This window comes from Candidatus Latescibacter sp. IFSED24, from assembly GCF_058273205.1.
Genome location: NZ_CM177850.1, coordinates 1,252,765 through 1,274,793 on the forward strand (window position 1 = coordinate 1,252,765; position 22,029 = coordinate 1,274,793).

Below are 22,029 nucleotides of genomic sequence, written 5' to 3' on the forward strand. Positions count from 1 at the left end.
GGTCTCAGACGTCCAGACGCTGGCGCGCCTTGGCCAGCAGGGTCTCGGCCGGCCCGCCCGAGGAGGGGTAGGCCACGCGAGCGCAGTCGATCTGCAGCGAGGCATCGCCTGACACACTGACCAGTTCCGCCCGCAGCCGACCCTGCAGGCGGTCGAGTTGCTGAACGTCCTCGGGCACGAGCACCGCCAGGGTGCCGTCGCTGCAGGTGTAGACCCGATCGCTGGTCCGCAGCAAGGCGGCCATGCGGCGGGCCGACGCGACGATCAGCTCCTGGGCGGCGTCCGCGGGCAGATGCGGCCGGAAGAGGATCAGTCCGCAGACGTTGTGGTAGCGGTCGCAACGATCCAGTTCGCAGCGGAGATCCCGGAGCAGCCGTTCCTCGGCATCGACCTCGTCGGATTCGGACGTCAGGCGCAGACCGCCGCCAACATCCACGGCCAGCGGGACCATGTCCATGATCGGCCCTTCGGGATCGGCGACGATCTCCAGGCGACAGAGCATGCTGGCCAGAGGCTGGATCAGCTCGGCATCCTCGGCGGAGAACACGCGCCCGTCGAGCACGCCGGTGCGGGCCTTGCCGACGAGCACCAGAGCCGGTGTCGGCTGTCCCGTCCGGCAAACCGCGCACAGGACGCTCAGCGGACCCGCCTCGTTCTCGATGGTGGTGATCCGCCAGGTCTCGCCCGCGGCGGCGGTGAGCAGTCGTGGGATTTCCACGAGCCAGGTGGCCTGTTCCTCGATGTTGCCCCCGCCAAGCTTGATATCCTCGCCGGTCAGGGCCATCACCGCACCCACCTGCTGCGCGCCGGTGAGCCTGGCCGCAGCCGAGCAGATGGCGTTGCCGAGCTGGCCCGGCGAGCCCTCGTGTCCCGCCAGTTCGGCCAGGGTCTCGGAGAGGCGCGTGAGGCGTTCGCTGCGGTGCAGCTGGCGCCAGTGATCGACCTGTTCCGGCAGCAGCCGTTCGAGCAGGAACACCGTCTCCCCCGCCAGGGCATGGAACGCGTGGGCGGCGCGTGAACTGCAGAAGTGCACCGAGAGGCCAGCCCGCACCGGCTCGCGGCCCACGGGCAGGTAGAACACGGTCACGGGGGGTTCGTCGGAGAGCAGCGAGTCGTCCTGGCGGACCACCAGCGGCAGGCCCTTGCCCAGCACCTCGAGCCAAGCCGGATTGCGCAGCGGTTCGTAACGGTGCGCCCCCTCCTCGGTGGTGTTGCTGGTACAGACGAGCAGGCTGCCATCCTCGCACGGGACCACCAGTTCGACCCGTTCGGCCTCGGCCGTGACCGCCAGCGCGCTGGTCCAGGCGGTGAGCATGTCGGGCAGTTCGGGACGATCGCCGGCCAGCCGGCGCAGCTGCTGTTCGGTGAGGTTGAAGATCCGGCTGGTGCGCTGCTGCTGCAGCTGCTGCACCCCGTCGAGGATCCGGCCGAGCCGGACCGCCAGTCCCTGCAGCAGATCGCGTGCCGCGCGGTCCAGTGGCGTGTCGCCGGCCTGGCTCGAGACGTTGAGCACCCCCAGGAGCCGCTGATCCGCCACCAGGGGAGTACAGATCGCAGTGGCGATGTCGGGGCGATCGCGGTGGCGCACCGCGGTGCTCTGCGCGCCTTCCACCAGTTCGGCGTGTCGTGTGCGTGCGACCCGCCCCGAGATGCCCTCGCCCAGCTTGACCCGGGTGCGGTGGAGCGTGCCCTCGCTCAGGCCGGTGGCGTAGGCGATGTAGAGCTCGGCGCTCGCCTCGTCGTAGAGCATGATGGAGCCGCCGCTGGCGCCCACGGCGCGGGTGCAGAGATCGAGCAGGCGGCGCAGGATGGTGTCGCCGGCCAGGGCGTCCTCCAGTCCCGTGATCGCCTCCTGGATCGCCGCGCTCTCGCGCTCGATCTCGGCCAGACCCGGTCGTTCGCCGGTCTCGGCCGGCGGTTCTGGCTTAGCCAGCCGACGGAGCAAATTGAGGCGCAGCTCCTCGGCATGGATGGTCGGCAGGCCATGATCGGTCGCCGACTTGGCCAGGGCCGCCGCCACCGAATCGGGTGCGGCCGGCAGGACCAGCGGTGGCCGCAAACCATCGGCGAGAACCAGCTCGTCCAGCGACGACAGCACCGGCAGCCCCATGATCTCGGCGATGGACGACCCGATGGCCTCGCCCGTGGGATCGATGACGGCCAGGACCTCGAGATCATCGCGCACGCCGATCTCGGCGAGCAGCGGCATCTCCGCCTCGCCGGGCGCACCCAGGATGATGATCTTCCGTTCTTGCATGGCCTCCGCCTTGCGGTGCAGGATTTCCTGTCTCCTGCATCGGCCGGGATCTCAAGGGCTTGAGTCGGGGATCAGGAGCGATCCTTGCCCGCGAGTTGCTGCTTGAGCCGCACCAACCACATGAAAGCATCCACGGGCGAGATCTGCTCCAGGTCGAGGCTCCGCAGCGCGTCCAGGGCATCACGCTCGTGTTCGGCGAAGAGACTCAGTTGCTGGCCCTGGCCTCCGCTCGCCGGGTCGGCGGCGAACGAGCGGTCGGCGGCCAGGCCGGCTCCACCGCTGACCTGGGACAGGCCGGCGGCGGTGCTGCGGCTGTCCTGGCGGGTCAGGATCTCCAGGAGCTTCTCCGCGCGCCGCAGGACCAGTTCCGGAACGCCGGCCAGACGCGCCACGTGGATGCCGTAGCTCTTGTCCGAACGGCCCGGTGAAACCTGATGCAGGAAGATGATCTTCCCTTCCCACTCGCGCACCTGCAGCTGCAGGTTCACCAGCCCGGGCAGCGCATCCTCGAGCTCGGTCAACTCATGGTAGTGGGTGGCGAAGATGGAGCGCGGCCGGGGACCGCGTTCGTCCTGGAGGAACTCGGTGATGGCCCAGGCCAGCGAGAGGCCGTCGTAGGTCGAGGTGCCGCGGCCGATCTCGTCGAGGATCACCAGGCTGCGCCGGCTCATCTGGTGCAGGATGTGCGCGGTCTCGCTCATCTCCATGAAGAAGGTCGACTCGCCGCGGGCCAGGTTGTCGCTGGCGCCGACCCGGGTGAAGATCCGATCGGTGCGGCCGAAGCGCGCGCTCTGTGCCGGCACGTGGCTGCCCGCCTGAGCCAGCAGCACGATCAGCGCGGTCTGCCGCAGGTAGGTGCTCTTGCCGCCCATGTTGGGTCCGGTCAGCAGGATGAGCTGGTGCGCCGACCCGCCGACCACGGTGTCGTTGGGGATGAATTCCTCTTCGGGCAGGAGCTGCTCGATCACCGGATGGCGGCCCTCGCGGATCTCCAGTTCGAGGCTGTCATCCACCTCTGGCCGGCCGTACCGGCGCTCCTCGGCCAGCGTGGCGAACGCCGTCATCAGGTCGATGCGCGCGAGGAGAGCAGCGGTGCGATAGATGTGGCCCAGGTGCTCGGCCGCCGCGGCCATCAGCGCGGTGTAGAGTTCGGTCTCGAGGACCTCGGCGCGTTCCTCCGCATCGAGGATGGTCCGCTCGGCCTCCTTCAGCTCGTCGGTGATGAAGCGGCAGCTGCCGACCAGGGTCTGCTTCTGTTCGTACTCGGCGGGGACCTTCTCGAGGTGCTTCTTGGTGACGTCGAAATAGTAGCCGAAGACCTTGTTGTAGCCGACCTTCAGCGTGGTGATGCCCGTACGCTCTCGCTCGCGCTGCTGCAGCCCGGCCAGGAAGCCCTTGGTGTCGCTGGCGATGGCCCGCAGCTGGTCGAGCTGTTGGTCCACGCCGCTGCGGATGAACCCGCCCTGGCGGGTGTTGGCCGGGGGTTCGTCGGGCAGCCTGGCCAGGAGATCGTCAGCCAGGGTGGCGAGGTCGGGCATGGCGTCGGCCCAGTCGCAAACCGGATGGTCCCGTCGACCGTCGGCGGCGGCGAGTGCGCGCAGGTCGGCGCAGGCGGCGAGTCCTTCGCCGAGTTGACGGAGCTGTCGTGGCCGGATGCGGCCGGACGCGGTGCGCGCCGCCAGGCGTTCCAGGTCGCCGACCCGGGCCAGCACCGCGCGCAGGTCGGCGCGCCAGTCGCCGGCGGTGCGCAGCGAGGCCACGCCCTGGTGCCAGCGCGCCAGCTCCTGGAGATCGGTGAGGGGTTCGGCCAGCCGCTCCTCCAGAAGGCGGCGGCCCGGAGCGGTCCGGGTGCGGTCGACGTGATGGACCAGGGTCCCCGGCCCCGACTCGCCGCGGAAACTGCGGAAGACCTCGAGATTGCGCAGGGTCTCCTCGTCCAGGAGCAGCCGATCGCTGCGGGCGGTGAAGCGCAGGCCGGTGATCTGGGCGGGCCGGCGCAGGCTCAGGCTGGTGAGGTAGCGCAGGACGGCGCCGGCGGCGGTCCTGGCCAGATGGCGGTCGTCCTGCTCGAGCCCGAAGACGCCGAGGCTGGCCACCGCGAAATGGTCGAGCAGCGTGCGCTGGGCGAAGGCCGGGTGGAACCAGGTGTCCGACACCGGGGTCAGCACCAGGCCCGGCAGCGCCTGGCGCCAGGATCGCAGCTCGGCCTCGGCCGTACTCTCGCGGACCAGCGCCTCGCGCACCGGATGGCGTTCGCACAGGGCGGGCAGGGACACGGCTTCCTGGCCGCAGCGGTACTCGCCGGTGGTGGCGTCGAGCAGAGCCCAGCCAGCCTCCCCGGAGGCGTCCGGCAGGTAGGCCAGGCAATAGTGTCCGCTATCGCCGGTGACCAGTTCGGGCGCGGTCGCGGTTCCCGGACTGATGATCTCCACCACCGCGCGTTTGACCAGGCCCTTGGCGGCGGCCGGATCCTCCACCTGCTCGCAGATGGCCACGGTCAGCCCCGCCTCGAGCAGCCGGGCCAGGTAGGTGTCGAGGGCGTGGTGCGGCACGCCGGCCAGGGGAACCGGGTGGTCGCTGTCCTTGTCGCGGCTGGTCAGGGTGACGCCGGCGACCCGGGCCAGGACCTCGGCGTCCTCGAAGAAGGTCTCGAAGAAATCGCCCATGCGATAGAGCAGCAGGGTGTCGGGATGCTGGCTCTTGATCTCGAGGTACTGGGCGAGCATGGGCGTCAGACGCGCCCCCCCGGGGCTGGTGGCGTCCTTACGCTTGGCCATCAATCGCCGCTTCCCACCACGAAGCCCTGGAGGCCGTGGGCGTGCTCGATCCGGGCCACCTCGGTGCGGGCCTGGGCGCGGCTGACGAAGCTGCCCACCTGGACCTTGTAGAGCGGTTGCTCCAGCTCGTCGAGCTGGCGTTCGATGCGCAACTCGGGAATCTCGGGCTGCCAGCGCGCCACGAATTGCAGGGCCAGGGCGCGGTCACGGAAGGCCGCCAGCTGCACGGCGTAGCGCCCCGAGACGGTGGCGGCCAGGACCTCGGGGGCCGCGATGTCGGTGGTGTCGGCGAGCAAGGAGAGCTCCTCCTCTTCCTGACGCAGCAGTTCGCCCACTTCCAGCGCGGCCAGCGACGTGGGGTGGTCGCGGCGCAGGCGCTCGGCGGTCTCGCGGGCCTCCACGTCGCGGCCGAGGAGGCGCAGGGCCTGCCAGCGGCCGGCCAGCAGGTCGGGGCCGGCCTCGGAGCCGGCATGGCGGGCCGCCGACTCGAAGTAGCGCAGGGCCAGTTCGTTGTCCCCGGCCTCCAGGCCGATGCGTCCGAGCAGGCTGCGGGCGGCCACGAAGGCGGGATCGTCGGGACGCACCGAGGCGAGCATCTCCCGCGCCCGCTGCCGGTTCCCCACCAGGCGCTGCGTGCGTCCTGCCATCAGGTACGCCTCGCCGGGCAGGGTCTCGGGCATCAGTTCCAGCAGCGGCGCCAGGACCTGCCAGGCGGCTTCGGGCTGCTGGCGCGTCAGCGAGATCGAGGCGGCGTCCAGCGCCGCCTGCAGGCGGCGCTCCTGGGGCTGGCTGCGGTCGCGGACCAGACCGAGGGCGAGGTCGTAAGCCTCGTCGGGATCCTGAGCCAGGCGCTGCTGCCAGAGCTGGCGGGCGCCGGGATCGTCACCCTCTGGCTCGGCGGCGAGGGTTTCGCGGGCCGCGTCGTAGCGGGCCGACCGGAAGAGGTCGGCCACTTCGCCCAGCGATCCCCGGGCGTGCAGCACCAGCAGGACCGACATGACCAGCAGGCCACCCCAGAGCGGGGACAGGCGACCGAAGTGAATGCGGCGCAGGGCCAAGACGTTCTCCCAGAGTCAGGACTCAGAAGCGTGGCGGGCCCGCCGGCGGCACGGACGGCGTGCTGGCCCGTGACGGGACCTCCGGCACACGGATCACGAAGGAATCGGGACTCAGGCAATCGGGGCAGAACCAGCGCCACTGGCGCTCGTGCCGCCCGCAATGCCGGCAGTCCAGTCCATGGTCGGTGCCAGGCTCGCTGAGCAGGTTCCAGACCTTGCTGAAGGCCGCATCGGGTACCTCGGCGGTGAGCAGGCGGAGGTAGGGAGCGGCGGCATCGGGTGTCAGGCGCGGATCGCCGCGCTTGCCCGCCAGCAGCCGCAGAGCCTCGTCCCGACGGCCGAGCTTCTCGTAGAGCCGCGCCAGCGCCATCCACAGCGCCGGCGGAGCGGAATCATCGCGGCAGGCATCCTCAAGGATGGGCACCACCAGGGTGAAGCGTCCGGTCTCCAGGAGCGCGCCTTCGAGCAGCCCCAGGACCGGCGCCATCTCGGCGGGATACGCGGACAGCCCCTCGGCCACCGCCCGCACGGCACGTTCGGGGTCCTTCTCCTCGGCAGCGATCAGCGCCCGGATCAGGAGCATGCGACCGGCGGCGGGCTCGAGCCCCTTGGCCTTCTGCACCACGTCCCGCGCCTTGGCCACCTCGCCGGCCCGGAGGTGCATGAGCGCCCGGTCGCTCAACCAGGCCGCGTGCAGCGACCGCAGGCTGTCGGCGCGCTCGCCGCGGAGTTTCTTGGCCCCGGCCTGCAACGCCTGGCGGGCCTCGTCCACGTCGTCGCGCCCCACGGCGGCGGCGAAACGGAGCCGGTACCACCGCTCGTCCTGTTGGGCGAGCTCCGATAGCTGCGCCAGCACGGTTCCGGCCTCGTCGAAGCGTTCGAGGTCGATCAGGTCCGCGGCCAGCTCGAGCCCCACCGTGACCCGCCGCCCGGGCGACAGGTCCGGGCGCACGGCCAGTCCCCGGTGCAGGGCGGCGGCACGGCCAGGATCGCCGGTCAGCCGCAGGAGCACCCCGAGCTGGAGATAGGGCTCGTTGCGGTGGGGGTCGCGCGCCACCACCTGACGCAGGAGCTCGCGGGCGCCGGCCAGGTCGCCGGCGAGCCAGCGTTCGAGCGCCTGACCGTGCAGATCGGGATCGGCCGCGGCTTGCGGGCGGCGTAGTGCGAGCCAGAGAGCGACCGCGGCGAGGAACACCACCAGGGCGCCGAGCAGCCAGGGCCAGAGGTCAAGCCACACCTCACTCGCCCTTCGTCGTGGTCTGGCCGGACAGCTCCTGCAAGGGCAGCGAGCGGAGCTCGGCCAGCTCCCGGTCCAGGGTGCCGCTCTGCCGCTTCAGACGGCCGATCTCGCGGCGTAACCGCCATTCGCGCAATCCCATGCCCAGCAGGGCGGCGAGGAACCCCAGCCCGAAGCACGCCGCCACCACGTAGAACAGCGGCAGATCGAGGAATTCACGCCCGAAGAACTGCAGGTCGACGGTCTGATCCCAGTTGGTCGCGAACACGTAGACCAGCAGGAAGAGCAGAAGCAGGAAGAAGACCAGCCTGATCACCCACACGGCTTGCACCTCGCTTGGGTTCCGAAAGGGGAAACGCCCACCGTTGCAATGTAGCCGAATCGCCGTGACCTTCCAAGCCTAACCCACGACCTCGCCCAAGAAGGCGCTGTGGCGCCAGCCCGTGATCCGGACCCGCCGGCGCGATCCGACCTCGGGTTCGGTCAAAGGCGCCACGACCTTGCGGTTGTTGTCGGTGCGCAGGCGCCAGTGCCCCTCGGGACGTCGGGCGGGTTCCTCCACCACGGCGGTCCAGACCTGCCCGACCTGCCGGCCGGCGAGGTCGGCCCAGATCTCGTCCTGCAAGGCCATCAGCGCGGCCAGGCGGGCCTTCTTCTCGCCCAGGGACACGTCGTCGTCCATGCGGGCGGCCGGGACGCCGGGTCGCTCACTGTACTTGAAGGAAAATACTGTATCGAAAGACACTTCGCGCAAGAGGCTGAGAGTCAGCTCGAAGTCTTCTCCGGTCTCGCCCGGGAAGCCCACGATGAAGTCGCTGCTGAAGGTGACGTCGGGGATCACGCGCCGGGCGTAGTCCACCATGTGCAGATACTCGTCGCGCTTGTAGTAGCGCTTCATCCGGCGCAGGACCCGGTCGCTGCCGCTCTGTGCGGGCACGTGCAGCCAGGGACAGATCTTGGGCTCGCCACCGATCACGTCCATGAGATGCTCGTGCATGTCGCAGGGATGCCCCGTGAGGAAGCGGATGCGCTCGAGCCCTTCGATACCGGCGACCTGTTCGAGCAGGCCGGCGAAATCGAGTCGGTCCTCCCAGCGGTAGGCCGTGACGTTCTGGCCGAGCAGAGTGACCTCGCGACCGCCACCGTCGACGATGCGGCGCACCTCGTCGAGGATCACACCCGGCCGCTTCTCGCTCTGGGGTCCACGCGTATAGGGGACGATGCAGTAGGTACAGCGGTAATCGCAGCCCTTGTGGATGGTCACCAGATGCGAATTGTTGGTGGGATAGGCCTCCACCGGGGCCACGTGGTGAACCTCGCTGTCGTGCCCCACCGCCACGGCCGGCACCTGGTCGCGGGCGGCGAACCGGTCCTGGATCAGCCGGGGCAGGTCGTCGTAGCGGTCGACACCCACCACCAGATCGATGCGGTGTTTCTGGCGGGTCAATTCATCCTGCAGCCGTTCGGCCATGCAGCCGCAGATGCCCAGGACCGCCGGTTCGAGGCCCGCCTGGGCCCGGAGATGGCGGAGTTCGCCGACCCGGCTGATCACCCGGTGCTCGGCGTGCTCGCGCACCGAACAGGTGTTGATCAGGATCAGGTCGGCCGCCAGGTGGTCGTCCACCGGGGCGAAGTCCAGTTCGCCCAGCAGGCCCAGGATCACCTGGGTGTCGTAGACGTTCATCTGGCAGCCGTATGTCTCCACGTAGACCCGGCCGCCGGATCCGGCGGTGCGCGGCGCCCGGGGCGCCAGGTCGGGAATCAGGGAATCGCTCAAGCTCGCACCTCTCTCAGCACCCGCGGTGGTCCGGCATAAAGCCGTCCCTCGTGCCAGCGATCCGGATGCACCTCGACGAGGGTCCCGGCGGGAAGGTCGGTCGCCACGGTGACCGCGGCGTAGTTGTCGGTGGTGGCCAGTCGTCGGCCGTCCGCGGCATCGTCCAGGTTCTCGATCACGGCCTCGCGGCGTTGTCCCACCTGGGCGCGCAGGAAGCTCTCACGTTTGCGGCGACCGACCTCGCGCAGGATGCGCGACCGTTCGCTCACCGCCTCGGGGTGCACGGGCTCCAGCAGCGCGGCGGGCGTGCCCGGCCGTGGTGAGTAGCGGAACACGTGCAGGTAAGTGAAGGGCAGGTCCTCCACCATGGCCACGGTGTCGGCGAATTCGCGCTCGCTCTCGCCCGGGAAGCCCACGATGAGGTCGGCGCCCAGGCCGCAGCCCGGCACGGCCTCGCCCACACGGGCCACGGCTTCGCGTGCATGGTCGCCCCGATAGGGGCGCTTCATCCGGGCCAGCACGCTATCGCTCCCGCTCTGCAGCGAGATGTGCAGGTGCGGACGGAGCTGGGGCCGGGAGGCCACCAGCGCCAGGAACTCGGACGAGACCTCGTTGGGGTGGATGCTGGAGAGCCTGATCCGCAGGTCCGGGAAGGTGTCGCACACCGCGGCCACCAGCGCCAGCAGTCCCTCGCTGCCTTCCAGATCACGGCCCCAGCTGCCCATGTGCACCCCGGTCAGCACCAGCTCGTTGTAGCCGGCATCCCGGTGCAGGCGGCCGATCTGCTCGAGCACCGCGGGCAGCGGTCGCGAACGGCCTGGCCCCCGGGCCTGCCAGATCAGGCAATAGCTGCAGCGGAGGTCGCAGCCGTCCTGGATCTTGACGAAGGCGCGGCTACGGCCCTCGAATTCCTCGATGAGCGGCGTGTCGAGCACCGCCTCGCGGTCGAAATCCTCCACCACCACCACCGGTGGTTCGGTCCTGGCGCCGGCGAGCACCGCCGGCAACCAGCGCGCCACCTGCTCCTTGGCGGTGTTGCCCACCACGCCGTCGATCTCGGCCACGGCGACCAGGTCTTGCGGCTGGGTCTGGGCATAGCAGCCCGCCACCACCACCCGCGCCTCGGGATGCCGGCGCTTGACCTGGCGCGCCAGCCGCCGGCATTCCTGATCAGCCTTGCCGGTGACGGTGCAGCTGTTCAGCAGGTAGAGGTCGGCCGACTCGTCCCAGGCCACGACCTCGATGGGGCGTTCGTCGCGCATGGCGGCCTTGATGCCCTCGGTGTCGTACTGGTTCAGCCGGCAGCCGAGGGTGTGGAACGCCACCCGCAGCGGCGGTCTGCGATCATGATCCGTCATCATCGTCCCTGCATGCGAAAGGGGTGGAGGCGAACCTCCACCCCTTGGCGGTAAACCGCGGTGAAGGGGCGCCCTACTCGGTGCGCTCCTGCTCCTCGTCGTCGAGCGCGTCCGGCACGTCGTAGTTGTCTTCGGGCAGGGCGTAGTCGGCGGCTTCGCGGGCCAGATCCTCGTCGCCGGGGATGGGCTCGCTCTGGCTGCCGGCGGCCTGGTCGGCCTCGGCCACGTCATCCAGGCGCGGGTGCGCCTTGATGAACTCCTCGGTGACCGACTCGTCCTGATCCTTCAGGCGCTCGCTGATGGACAGCACGATGCGACGGTTCTCGATGTCCATCTTGATGACCTTCAGGTCGACGGCCTCGCCTTCCTTGAAGTAGTACTGCGGCTTGTCTTCCTTGGGCATGGTCAGGCCCAGATGGCCGGTGGGCACGAAGCCCTCCAGCTCATCGCTCAGATCCACGATCAGACCGTGGTCGAGCATGCGCGTGATGGTGCCCTCGATGACGCGGCCGCTGGGGAACTCCTCGGCCAGGTTCGGCCAGGGGTTCTCCTGCAGCTGCTTGATGCCCAGGCTGATGCGGCGCTTCTGGGTGTCGATGTCCAGGATCTGGACCGCGACGCTCTCGCCCTTGCGCAGCACTTCCTTGGGATGGCGCACGCGCTTGGTCCAGCTCATGTCGCTGATGTGGACCAGCCCGTCGATGCCCTCCTCGACCTCGACGAAGGCGCCGAAGTCGGTGAGGTTGCGCACCTTGCCCTCGATGATGGTGCCGCTGGGGTACTTCTCGGTGAGCGACAGCCAGGGATCTTCCTCGGTCTGCTTGAGGCCGAGGCTGATCTTCTCGTTCTCCTTGTCGATCTTCAGCACCATGACGTTCACTTCGTCACCGATGTTGACGACCTTGGAGGGGTGCTTGATGTGGCGGGTCCACGACATCTCGCTGATGTGGATGAGACCCTCCACGCCCTTCTCCAGCTCGACGAAGGCGCCGTAGTTGGTGATGGAGACCACGCGGCCGCGCACGACGCTGCCCTCGGGGTACTTCTTCTCCACGTCCTCCCACGGGTAGTTCTGCAGCTGCTTCAGGCCTAGGCTGATGCGCTCGCGCTCCTGCTCGAAGTCGAGCACCTTGACGTCGATCTCGTCGCCGATCTGGACGACCTCGCTGGGATGCTGCACGCGTCCCCAGCTCAGGTCGGTGATGTGCAGCAGGCCGTCGATGCCGCCGAGGTCGACGAACGCACCGAAATCGGTGATGTTCTTGACCACGCCACGGCGGATCTGCCCCTTCTCCAGCTCGGAGATCAGGTTCTTCTTCTTCTCCTCGCGCTCCTGCTCGAGCACGATGCGGCGGCTGACCACCACGTTCCGCCGGCGCTTGTTCTTCTTGATGATCCGGCAGTCGATCTCCTGGTTGATCATGTCCTCCAGGTTGGGCACCTGACGCAGCGCCACCTGGGAACCAGGCAGGAACGTGTCCACACCCCACAACTTGACCACCAAGCCGCCCTTGATCCGACGGTCCACGGTACCGCGGACGATCTCGTTGTTCTCATGGGCGTTCTTGATCTTGTCCCAGACCTTGAGGAAGTCGGCGCGCTCCTTGGACAGAGCGACGAGGCCGTCCTGGTTCTCCAGCTTCTCCAGGAAGACGTCGAAGTCGTCGCCAGGGTTGATCTCGGCCCCGCCGAACTCGTCGAGCGGAATCACGCCCTCGCTCTTGAAGCCGATGTTCAGCAGCACCTCGTTCTCGCGAACCTCCACCACGGTGCCACGGAGGATCTTGCCCTCGGCGACGTCGGTGAGAGTTTCCTCGTACGTGTTGACCAGCTGGAGCATCTCCTCGGCGGAGAGGTCGTCCTGCTCCTCGTCCTCGTCACGGAAATCGTCGTTGATGATGACGATCTCGTTGAGGTCGGTGGTCAAGCGGGGAGCCAGCTCGGTATCCACGGTCGCGGCCGCGGGGGCCTCGGAACGGGGAGCGGGCTCGTTGGTCTGGGGGTTGTTGGTGGCAACGTCCGCGGGGGGCGGCGTCTGCTCGTTCTGAGCATCGTCGCGCACCTCGTCGGACCCGGCGTTGGGGTTAACGGACATGGGTACTCAGCCTCCTCTGGCATGCGAATTCACCAGTCCTTTCTGGACTGGCAGGCTGGCTAATATACGCGATCGGGCAGAATCTGACAAGATTTTAAGGGGTTAGCGTGGTCCGGGCCGCATCCCCCCGGCGGCGGTCACTCGAAGGGCCGCTTGCGCCGGAGCTTTTCCTCCTGGCGCTGGCGCAGGGCCCGTTCCAGCGCCGATTCTGGACAAGCCTCGTACGAGCGGGCCTGGAGTTCCTCGATCACCGACTGGAACAGGTTGCCGACCCGCGCGCTGACGTCCTTGCGGTCGAGGTCGGCCAGAAGTCGGTCCAGCGCGTGCAGGCGCAGGAGCGGTCCGTAGCGCACCTCGAAGGGCGATCGGGGATTCCCGCCCCAATCCAGGGCGCAGGTGCCACGCACGAAGATGGGCTGGATGGGGGCTCGCGTCTCCTGGGCCAGGATGCCCAGCCCGCCCTTGACCGGGCCCGGCCGGCCCACCGGCCGGCGGGTGCCCTCGGGGAAGATGAACAGGTTTTCGCCGCGATCGAGGGCGTCGCGCGCCTCCGCGAAGGCATCGGCGTCGTAACCCTTGCGGTTGATGGGAATGGCGTCGAGGAAGCGGAAGAACGCCCGGCCCATGGGGCCGGCGAAGAGCTCCTGCTTGGCCAGCGTGTGGATGGGCCCGCGGCGGAAGGAGCCGCCCACCAGCGGCGGGTCGTACCACGAGATGTGATTGCTGGCCAGGATCACGCCGGCGGGCACCGTGGGCCGGGGACGCCCGAGCACGCGGCCCCCCACCAGGCCGGCCACCATGCCGAAGATGTTGTAGAACAGCTTGTACTTGGCGGAGAGCTGGCGCCAGGCCCACTCGCTGTCCCAGTCGATCCGGGCATCGAGCCAGGGATTGACCCGGCAGGCAAGGGCCGCCTCGTCGAGCTGGCGGTCGAGCGACCAGTTGCTCGAATCGAGAACCAGGGCGTCGGGACTGATGGTCAGCGGACTCTCGGTGCGGCTGCTATCCTGCCGGTCACGTTCGCGCAGGTCGGCGAGCACCGCCTGGCGGTCCGTCTCCTGCCCGCGTTCACGGAATTGCCGCCAGCGGCGTTCGGCCCGGGCCTCGGCGCTGGCGTCGAGGTAGATCTTGGCCGTGGCCAGCGGAAAGACCACGCTGCCGATGTCCCGGCCCTCCATGACCACGCCGCCGCGCCGGCCGAACTCGCGCTGGCGCTCCACCATGAGCCGGCGCACCGCCCCGTGGGCGGCCACCTGGGACACCCGCGCGTCGACCTCGGGCGCACGGATGGCGCGGGAGACGTCGCGACCGTCCCAGATAACCTGCGACTCCTTCTCCCCCGGCCGCAGCCGGAGATCGGCGCCGGCGAGCAGGGCGGTCAGGCGTTCCTCGTCGGCGGGATCGACTCCGGCCTGGAGCGCGGCATGGGTCAGCGCGCGGTACATGGCGCCGGTGTCGATGTACAGCAGGCCCAACCGCCGCGCCAGCGCCTTGGCGGTGGTGGACTTGCCCGATCCGGCCGGGCCGTCGATGGCCACCACCGCGTCGGCCGGCACCAGGTGGGCCGCCGCCTGCAACTCGTCGGCCGTGGGCCACGGACGCATGGGCTAACCCAGAACCTTGGTGAGGGCCTCGACACAGCGCTGGTTCTCCGCCGGCAAGCCCACGGAGATCCGGATGGCGCCCTCGCCGTCGGGCAGGCCGAAATTGTCCATGGGGCGCACGATGACCCCCTCCTGGAGCAGGCGCTGCGCCAGGGCGCCGCCGCTCTGCCCCTCCAGGGTGCAGAAGACGAAGTTGGTCTGGCTCGGAATCACCGAGAGGCCGAGCCGCGTCAGCTCACCGGCCAGCCACTCGAGCTGCGTCCGGTTGCGTCGCGAACGCCCTTCCACCGCCTCCCAGTGCTGGATGCAGGCGATGGCGCCGGCCTGGCTCAGCATGTTGACGTTGAACGGTTCGCGGGTCTTCTGCAGCTCGGCCACCAGGTCGGGGTGGCCCACCCCATAACCAACCCGCAGGCCGGCCAGGCTGTGGATCTTGCTGAAGGTGCGCAGGATGAAGAGGTTGCCGCGCTCGGCGAGCAGCGGCAGCGTCTGCGGGAAGTCGTCGGCCACGACGTACTCGTAGTACGCCTCGTCCACCGCCACGATCACCTGCTCGGGGAGGCGTGCGAGGAAAGCGCCGAACTCCTGGGCCGTGACGTAGGTGCCGGTGGGATTGTTGGGATTGCAGACGATCACCAGCTTGGTGCGGTCGTCCACCAGATCGGCCATGGCGTCGAGGTCGTGGCGCCAGCCGGCCTGCATGGGCGCGGCCCTGCCGGTCTCGAAGTGGATCTTCCCCGCCAGGCCGTAGACGATGAAGCTGTGCTGCGAGTAGACGAAGTTCTCGCCGGGTGAGACCAGCGCCCGCACCAGCATGTCGATGACCTCGTTGCTGCCGTTGCCCAGCAGGATCGAGCCGGTCTCCACACCCAGGAAGTCGGCCAGGGTGTGGGTGAGCGCGTAGGCGGCGCCGTCGGGATAGCGGTTGACCTCGAAGACGGCCTGCTGCACCGCGGCCACCACCTCGGGCAAGGGCCCTTCGGGGTTCTCGTTGCTGGCCAGCTTGATGACGTCGTCCAGGCCCAGTTCGCGCTGGACCTCGGCCACGGGCCTGCCTGGTGCGTAGGGGCGAACGCCCAGGATGCCGGGACGGATGAGGCTCTTGATGTCCATCACGCCACCTTTCTGACTGCCGCCACGGCAGCCGCTCAGGACTCTACTCGGGGCCCCACGGCCTGGCGCAGGGCCTGCTCCTCGTCGTGGCCGAGCCGCCGGAAGTCGCCTTCCCGCAACCGGCCCAGCTCGATGGGCCCGACGGCGACGCGCACGAGCGACGCTACCCGGCCGCCCACCGCGGCGAACATGCGCCGGATCTGACGCTTCCGGCCCTCGTGCAGCGCGATGGTCCAGCGCCGGCGGTCGCCTCCGGGGTCGGCCTCCACACGGCACCGTCGCACCGGTCGGCCATCGAGCTCGATGGCCCCGGTGGCGAGCACCTTCTCCTGCCCCTTCTCCAGGGGCTGGGCCAGCCGGACCTCGTAGGTCTTCCAGACCCCGCTGCCGGGGTGCAGCAGCGCCTGGGCCAGATCGCCGTCGTCGGTCCAGAGCAGCAGCCCGCTACTGTCCTGATCGAGACGGCCCACGGGCTGGTAGCGTTCGGCCAGGTCGCCGCGGCGTCGGAACTCGGCCAGGCCGACCTGCTCGCCCTGGGGGCGCAGCGAGCAGACGACCCCCAGCGGCTTGTGGAACGCGTAGATGCGGGTATCGCGGGGCAGCCGCACGGGCAACCCATCCACGGTGACCTGGTCGGTGTCGGGGTCGACGCGGCGGCCGAGATCGTGAACCGTCTCGCCGGCGATGGCCACCCGTCCGGCGCGCACCAGTTCCTCCACGCCGCGTCGCGAGCCGAAGCCCGCCCGCGCGAGGAAGCGGTTCAGGCGCATCGGACCATCAGGGTCGCGGGGTTTGCTCGATGTCATCGTCCGGCACCTCCGCGCTGGGTTCGGTGGGGTCGGCCGGCACCGTGTCGTCGCCATCGTCCTGGTCCGGATCCGCGACCATGGCCGCGTCCGGGTCATCGACCGGGCCCACGTCACCCTCAGCGCCGTCCGGCAACTCGGTCAGTTCCTCGATTTCCGGATCCGGCTGGCGTAGGCGCTCCAGGTCCTCGTCGGTGAGCTCCTCGCCGAACTGGCTGGCGAACTGACGCAGGTCGTCCCGGTTCTCCACCACGTCCTCGACCGTGGGCAGGTCGGGCAGCTGGGACAGTCCCTGCAGGCCCAGGTGGCCCAGGAATTCGCGCGTGGTGCCGTAGAGCAGCGGGTGCCCCACCGCTTCGCTGCGGCCGACCACGGTCACCAGGTTGCGTTCCTGGAGCGTGGCCAGCGCGCCGCTGGACTGGACCCCGCGGATCTCGTCGATCTCCAGGCGGGTGATGGGCTGCCGGTAGGCGATGATGGCCAGGACCTCGAGTCCGGCGCGGGACAGGCGGGTGTACTTGCGCGTCTTGAGCAGCTTCTCCACCAGGGGCGCGAACTCGGGCCGCGTGGCGATCTGCCAGCCGCCGGCGAATTCCACGATGGTGAAGGCGTGGCCGGCCGCGGCGTACTCGTCCTCCAGCTCGTTGAGGACCTGCTTGAGGTCGCCGGTGGACACTTCGGGGAAGATCTTCTTCAGCCGCCCGGCGGTCAGCGGGCTGTCGGTGGCGAAGAGCAGGGCTTCGAGCTCGCGCTTCAAAGGTCGGACTCGCTTTCGGCAGCGACGGTGGCGGCGGCGGCGGACGCGGGACCGGGCTCGGGCGTCAGGTCGATGTCGTCGTCGTCGGGTGCGTGCTCGCGCGCCTTGAGCCAGAGCGGCCCGTGGGACTGGGTCTGGAACACGGCCAGCCGGCCGCGCTTGACCAGTTCGAGGATGGCGATGAAGGTGACCACCACCTCCATCTTGATGGCATCGTCCTGGAAGCACTCCTCGAAACGCACGGTCTCGCGGGACTGCACCGAGCGGAGGATCAGGTCGATCTTCTCGTTGACGGTGAACGGCTCGCGCAAGATCTGATGCACCGGCGCGGCCTGGACCCGGTCGAGGATGCCCGCCAGCGCCGAGAGCAGGTCGAACATCTCGATGCGCAGCTCGGGCTCGAGGTCGAGGTGCTCGGTGAACGGGTAGCGGCTCTGGCGCACGTGGTACTGCGCGCGCTGCGCCTCGCACTCCTGCAACGCGCGCGCGGCTTCCTTGAAGCGCTTGTACTCGAGCAGGCGGCGGACCAGTTCGGCGCGCGGATCCTCCTCCTCCGCCTCCTCGTCGCTCTCGAGGTGCCGCGGCATGAGCATCTTCATCTTGATGACCATGAGCGTGGCGGCCATGGCCATGAACTCGCCCGCCTGATCGAGCGAGATCATGTGCATGATCTCGATGTGGCGGATGAACTGCTGCGTGATGCGGCTGATGGGGATGTCGTAGATGTCGATCTCATCCTTCTGGATGAGATAGAGCAGCAGATCCATGGGGCCCTGGAAACCCGAGAGTTCGACCTGGTAGGCCTCGCTGCTGCGGAAATAATCCAGTTCCGCCGGCAGGCTCTCCACGTCCCAGCCCTGGGGGTCGGCGGCCACGGCGTCATCCTTGACGGTGGCGGCGCTCTCCTCGCCGGGCGGCATGTCATCGCGGGGTCGGATCACGTGAGTTCCTTCTCTCGCCGGCTGGGCTCAGCCGATGTTCATGGCCTCGTGGACGGACCGCATGGTCTCCTGCGCCGAGGCGCGGGCCCGGGCGCACCCGGCGGCGATGATCTCGTCCACCAGCGCGGGATCGTTCTCGTACCTGGTGCGCCGTTCGCGCAACGGCGCGAAGTGCTCGACCACGCCGGCCAGCAGCTGCTTCTTGCAGTCCACGCAGCCGCGGGCGGCGCTGCGGCACTCGGCCGCGGTCTCGTCGGCCGCCTCGGGCATGAACTTCTGGTAATAGGTGTGGATGGCGCAGATCTCGGGATTGCCGGGATCGCTGCGCCGCAGCCGGGCAGGGTCGGTGAACGCGGGCATGAGCTTCTGCTTGATCTCCTCGGGCGAGGCCGAGATCTCGATGGTGTTGCCCAGCGACTTGCTCATGCGCCGGCCGTCGGTGCCGGGGAAGCGGGCGAACTTGGTCACCAGCCCGTCGGGCTCGGGGAAGACCTCGCCGAAGTGGTTGTTGAAGCGGCGCACCATCTCGCGGGTCAGCTCGATGTGCGGCAGCTGATCCTCGCCCACGGGGACGGCGTGGGCGCGATAGACGAGGATATCGGCGGCCTGCAGCACCGGGTAGCCGAGGTGGCCGTAGCTGATCTCCCCCTTCAGGTCGAGGTCCTTGACCTGCTCCTTGAAGGTGGGGTTCCTCTCGAGCCGGCCCATGCTGATGCACATGGACATAAGGAGGAACAGCTCGGCATGTTCCTTGATCTGCGACTGGATGAAGAGGACCGACCCCTCGGGATCGAGACCCGCGCCGAGCCAGTCGAGGATCATCTCGCGCGTGTTGACCGGGATCTCGTCGGCCCGGTCCAGCGCCGTGGTCAGGACGTGCCAGTCCGCCACCATGAAGAAGCAGCGGTACTCGTCCTGCAGCTTCAGCCAGTTCTCCAGGGCGCCGGTATAGTTGCCCCAGTGGAGACGGCCGGTGGGCCGCATGCCGCTGAGGATGATCTTCTTCTCGGCCAAGCGATTACCTCATCCATCTGCCAGATCGGCGAAAAGCGGCGGAACCCCGCCGCTCCTACGCCAGCGAAGGTACCATCGGCACCGGGGTCTGTCAAAGCCAGTCCGAGTCACCGGCGGCCGCCGCCGCGCGCCCGGGGATGGGCCCCTCGGTACGCCTCCCAGACGAAGCTGCGGTCGACGTGAGTGTAGATCTCGGTGGTGGAGATGTTGGCATGGCCCAGCAGTTCCTGCACGATGCGCAGGTCGCAGCCGCCCTCCAGCAGGTGTGTGGCGTAGCTGTGGCGCAACGTATGCGGCGACACCTGCTCGGCCAGGCCGGCCTCGCGGGCGCAGCGCTTCAATAGCGACCAGACCGAGACCCGACCCAGGCGACCGCCGCGGGCGTTGAGGAAGATGGCCGGCGTCGGTCGCTTCGCCAGGCAGCCGCGGCCGGTTGCCAGCCACTCCAGGAGCGACGCCAGCGCCGGCTGTCCCAGGGGCACCACCCGCGTCTTGCTGCCCTTGCCGCGCACCCGCAGGGTCCGATCGCCCTGATCCAGGTCCAGGAGGTCGAGCCCGCAAAGTTCGCTCACCCGCAGGCCGCAGCCGTAGAGGAGCTCCAGGATGGCGCGATCGCGCAACGCCCTGGGTTCGCGGCCCTGGACCACCGCCAGGAGCCGCTCGACCTGCGCCACCGTGAGGACGTCGGGCAAGCGCCGGCCGGTGCGCGGGCCCTGGAGCGTGCGGGCGGGATCTCCCGCCGCCAGGCCCTCGGCGGCGAGGAAGCTCCCGAAGGAACGGAGCGTGGAGACCAGCCGGGCGCGCGACCGCGGGGCCAGCTGGTCGGCGCTCGAGACCAGGAATTCGCGCAGCTGGCCGGCGGTCAGGGCCACCGGATCGCCGTGTCCGGCGGCCTCGGCCCACGCGCGCAGCCGCTTCAGGTCGCGCTGGTAGGCCTCGAGGGTGGCGCTCGCCAGCCCGCGCTCGGCGGCCAGGTGGCCGAGGAACCCGTCGAGGGCGAGATCCCAGGCCGAGGCGCGCTCAGTCATGGCGGTCATGCTTCCGTCGATCCTCGAAGAAGTTGAGGATGCTGGCCACATCGTGCCGCCCCAGGCCGCGCACCTCGCCCAGCTGTTCGCCCGTGGCGGCGCGGATCGCCTGCACCGAACCGAAATGATGCAGGAGCGAGAGCTTCTTCACCCGCCCGATACCCGGGATGAGGTCGAGCTCGCTGGCGGTGGTGCGCTGGTCGCGCAGGAGGCGGTGGTAGGTGATGGCGAAGCGGTGCGCCTCGTCACGGACCCGCTGGAGCAGCTTCAGCGCCTCGCTCTTGCGCGAGAGCTTGAGTTCGCCCTCCTCGCGGACGATGGTCTCCTCGCGCTTGGCCAGGCCGATCAGGTCGGTGTCGGCGAAACCATGGCGGGCCAGGACCGCGCGAGCGCGGCCCAGCTGGCCGATGCCGCCGTCGACCACCACCAGGTCGGCGGGCCGCTGGTCCGCGGCGGCGAGCTTGGCGTAGTAGCGATCGAGCACCTCCTCCATGCTGGCGAAGTCGTCGACCCCTTCCACGGTCCGGATCCGGAACCGGCGGTAGCGAGCCTTGAGCGGCTGCCCACCCTTGAAGAAGACCAGCGAGGCCACGGTCTCCTTGCCCTGGAAGTTGGAGATGTCGAAGCACTCGATGGTCTCGGGGATCTTGTGCAGGCCGAGAGCCTCCTGGAGCTGGACGTCGCCCGGGTCCACCTGGCGGCTCGAATGCATGGTGTCACGAAGGATCCGCTCGCCGAGCTTGTAGGCGGCGTTCTTCTGCGCCAGCTCCACCGCCTCGCGCTTGCGGCCACGCCGGGGCACGTGCAGCTTGACCGGCCCCTCGCGCAGCTGGGAGAGCCAGGCGGCCCAGGTCTCCTGGTCCTCCAGCGGGTGGCCCAGCAGGACCAGCGGCGGGACATCGCCGGCGCGGCTGTAGTACTCGCGCAGGAGCTGAGCCTGGAAGGCGCCCAGCCCCTCCTCCCAGCGGTCGCGCATCAGGAAGTGGTGCGTGGTGAGGATCCGGCCGCCGCGCACGCGCAGGACCACGCCGCAGGCCTCCTCGCCGTCGCGCACCAGCCCGCAGACGTCCACCGCCTCCTGCAGGCCCGCGAGGTTGCGCCCGTAGGCCACGGTGGTCTCGATCTGGCGGATGCGGTCGCGCACCGCGGCCGCGTCCTCGAACCGGAGGTTGCCCGACAGCTGGTGCATGCGTTCGGTGAGTTCGGCCACGACAGTCTGGTCGCGACCGTCGAGGAAGGCCAGGAGCTGCCGGACCTGGTCGCCATACTGGTCGGCATCGACGTAGTCGACGCACGGCGCTGTGCAACGGCCGATCTGGTGGTCGAGGCACGGCCGGTCGACGGTGCGGTCGGGCAGGTCCAGGCTGCAGGTGCGGATCTGGAAGCAGCCGGCGGCGAACTTGAGGGTCTCGCGCATGGCCCGGACCTCGGTGTAGGGGCCGTAGTAGCGGGCGCCATCGCGGGCGATCCGGCGCACCACGGTGAGCCGCGGGTATAATTCGCCGAGGCTGATCCGCAGGTAGGGGTATTGCTTGTCGTCCTTCAGGCGTACGTTGTAGCGCGGCTTGTACTCCTTGATCAGCTGGTTCTCCAGGACCAGCGCGGCGGTCTCGCTGTCGGTGGCGATGTAATCGATGTCGTGGATGTGGCGGACCAGGGCTCGGGTCTTGGGATCGCGGTCCTCGCTCTCCTGGAAATAGCTGCGCACGCGGGTATTGAGGCGCTTGGCCTTGCCCACGTAGATCACCTTGCCCTGGCGATCCTTGTGCAGATAGACCCCCGGAGCGGCCGGCAGGAGGCGCAATTTGGCCGTCAGGCGCGCGCTCGCGGGTCCGGTCTTGTCGTCGTTCTGGCTTGACATCGTCGAATAGCCCGTTTAGTTTCCTTGGTCCGAGAAAACCAATTGGAGGTTAAGGCCTTGCCCCATCACAAGAGTTGCAAGAAGCGGCTGATCACCAGCGCCAAGCGGCGTGAGCGCAACCGCGTCAACAAGGCGACCATGCGCAGCGCGCTGAAGACCTACCGCAGTCTGCCCGACGGCTCCGAGGAGCGCAAGGAGCAGCTGACGGACATGTACAGCCGCATGGACGTCCTGGTCCGCAAGGGCATCATGCCCCGCAAGCGCGCCAGCCGCCTGAAGAGCCGTCTGGCCGCCCTGGCCGCCAAGTAGCCCGGGACCCAGACCCACCGGCTCGCTCCGTCCTTTG

General features: G+C 69.2%; 17 protein-coding genes. 1 reads left to right on the plus strand and 16 read right to left on the minus strand.

What is annotated here, in order from left to right:
* Nucleotides 1–4 precede the first annotated feature (4 nt).
* The 16 genes from IFSED24_RS05115 to uvrC all read right to left on the minus strand — a co-directional run bounded on the left by IFSED24_RS05115 (nucleotide 5) and on the right by uvrC (nucleotide 21,683).
* Nucleotides 5–2,257: a GAF domain-containing protein gene (locus IFSED24_RS05115; protein WP_491334136.1), complete on the minus strand. Its 2,253-nt coding sequence runs from the start codon at nucleotides 2,255–2,257 to the stop codon at nucleotides 5–7.
* A gap of 71 nt (nucleotides 2,258–2,328) precedes the next feature.
* Entirely contained in the window at nucleotides 2,329–5,034 is a 2,706-nt protein-coding gene (mutS, locus tag IFSED24_RS05120) for a DNA mismatch repair protein MutS (RefSeq protein ID WP_491334137.1), read from the minus strand.
* Nucleotides 5,034–6,092: an SPOR domain-containing protein gene (locus tag IFSED24_RS05125; RefSeq protein ID WP_491334138.1), complete on the minus strand. Its 1,059-nt coding sequence runs from the start codon at nucleotides 6,090–6,092 to the stop codon at nucleotides 5,034–5,036. Before IFSED24_RS05125 ends, mutS begins: the two co-directional genes overlap by 1 nt.
* Before the next feature lie 22 nt (nucleotides 6,093–6,114).
* A complete protein-coding gene (locus tag IFSED24_RS05130) occupies nucleotides 6,115–7,329 on the minus strand; it encodes a hypothetical protein (RefSeq protein ID WP_491334139.1) in 1,215 nt (404 codons plus the stop codon).
* A gap of 1 nt (nucleotide 7,330) precedes the next feature.
* A complete protein-coding gene (locus tag IFSED24_RS05135) occupies nucleotides 7,331–7,651 on the minus strand; it encodes a LapA family protein (RefSeq protein ID WP_491334140.1) in 321 nt (106 codons plus the stop codon).
* A 78-nt stretch (nucleotides 7,652–7,729) separates the two neighbouring features.
* Complete coding sequence (gene miaB, locus IFSED24_RS05140) at nucleotides 7,730–9,106, minus strand: tRNA (N6-isopentenyl adenosine(37)-C2)-methylthiotransferase MiaB (RefSeq protein WP_491334141.1); 1,377 nt, start codon at nucleotides 9,104–9,106, stop codon at nucleotides 7,730–7,732.
* A complete protein-coding gene (gene mtaB / locus IFSED24_RS05145; protein WP_491334142.1) occupies nucleotides 9,103–10,464 on the minus strand; it encodes a tRNA (N(6)-L-threonylcarbamoyladenosine(37)-C(2))-methylthiotransferase MtaB in 1,362 nt (453 codons plus the stop codon). Before mtaB ends, miaB begins: the two co-directional genes overlap by 4 nt.
* A 73-nt stretch (nucleotides 10,465–10,537) precedes the next feature.
* Complete coding sequence (locus IFSED24_RS05150) at nucleotides 10,538–12,559, minus strand: 30S ribosomal protein S1 (protein ID WP_491334143.1); 2,022 nt, start codon at nucleotides 12,557–12,559, stop codon at nucleotides 10,538–10,540.
* A 137-nt stretch (nucleotides 12,560–12,696) separates the two neighbouring features.
* Nucleotides 12,697–14,163, minus strand: coding sequence for a (d)CMP kinase (gene cmk, locus IFSED24_RS05155; RefSeq protein ID WP_491334144.1), 1,467 nt, complete (start codon nucleotides 14,161–14,163; stop codon nucleotides 12,697–12,699).
* 3 nt (nucleotides 14,164–14,166) lie between these two features.
* A complete protein-coding gene (gene hisC / locus IFSED24_RS05160) occupies nucleotides 14,167–15,276 on the minus strand; it encodes a histidinol-phosphate transaminase (protein ID WP_491334145.1) in 1,110 nt (369 codons plus the stop codon).
* Between the two features lie 35 nt (nucleotides 15,277–15,311).
* Entirely contained in the window at nucleotides 15,312–16,046 is a 735-nt protein-coding gene (locus tag IFSED24_RS05165; RefSeq protein ID WP_491334146.1) for a pseudouridine synthase, read from the minus strand.
* Between the two features lie 7 nt (nucleotides 16,047–16,053).
* On the minus strand, nucleotides 16,054–16,839 hold the full coding sequence (scpB, locus tag IFSED24_RS05170) for an SMC-Scp complex subunit ScpB (RefSeq protein WP_491334147.1): 786 nt from the start codon (nucleotides 16,837–16,839) through the stop codon (nucleotides 16,054–16,056).
* Entirely contained in the window at nucleotides 16,836–17,780 is a 945-nt protein-coding gene (locus IFSED24_RS05175) for a segregation and condensation protein A (protein ID WP_491334148.1), read from the minus strand. Before IFSED24_RS05175 ends, scpB begins: the two co-directional genes overlap by 4 nt.
* Before the next feature lie 27 nt (nucleotides 17,781–17,807).
* Nucleotides 17,808–18,794 (minus strand): tryptophan--tRNA ligase, encoded by a 987-nt coding sequence (gene trpS, locus IFSED24_RS05180; protein ID WP_491334149.1) that lies wholly within the window; start codon nucleotides 18,792–18,794, stop codon nucleotides 17,808–17,810.
* Nucleotides 18,795–18,901: 107 nt separating this feature from the next.
* Complete coding sequence (locus IFSED24_RS05185) at nucleotides 18,902–19,831, minus strand: tyrosine recombinase (protein ID WP_491334150.1); 930 nt, start codon at nucleotides 19,829–19,831, stop codon at nucleotides 18,902–18,904.
* Nucleotides 19,815–21,683, minus strand: a complete 1,869-nt coding sequence (uvrC, locus tag IFSED24_RS05190) for an excinuclease ABC subunit UvrC (protein WP_491334151.1) — start codon at nucleotides 21,681–21,683, stop codon at nucleotides 19,815–19,817. The genes IFSED24_RS05185 and uvrC overlap by 17 nt, the downstream gene beginning before the upstream one ends.
* A gap of 57 nt (nucleotides 21,684–21,740) precedes the next feature.
* Between uvrC and rpsT the strand changes: the two genes are divergently transcribed.
* A complete protein-coding gene (gene rpsT / locus IFSED24_RS05195) occupies nucleotides 21,741–21,992 on the plus strand; it encodes a 30S ribosomal protein S20 (protein WP_491334152.1) in 252 nt (83 codons plus the stop codon).
* Nucleotides 21,993–22,029: the final 37 nt, after the last annotated feature.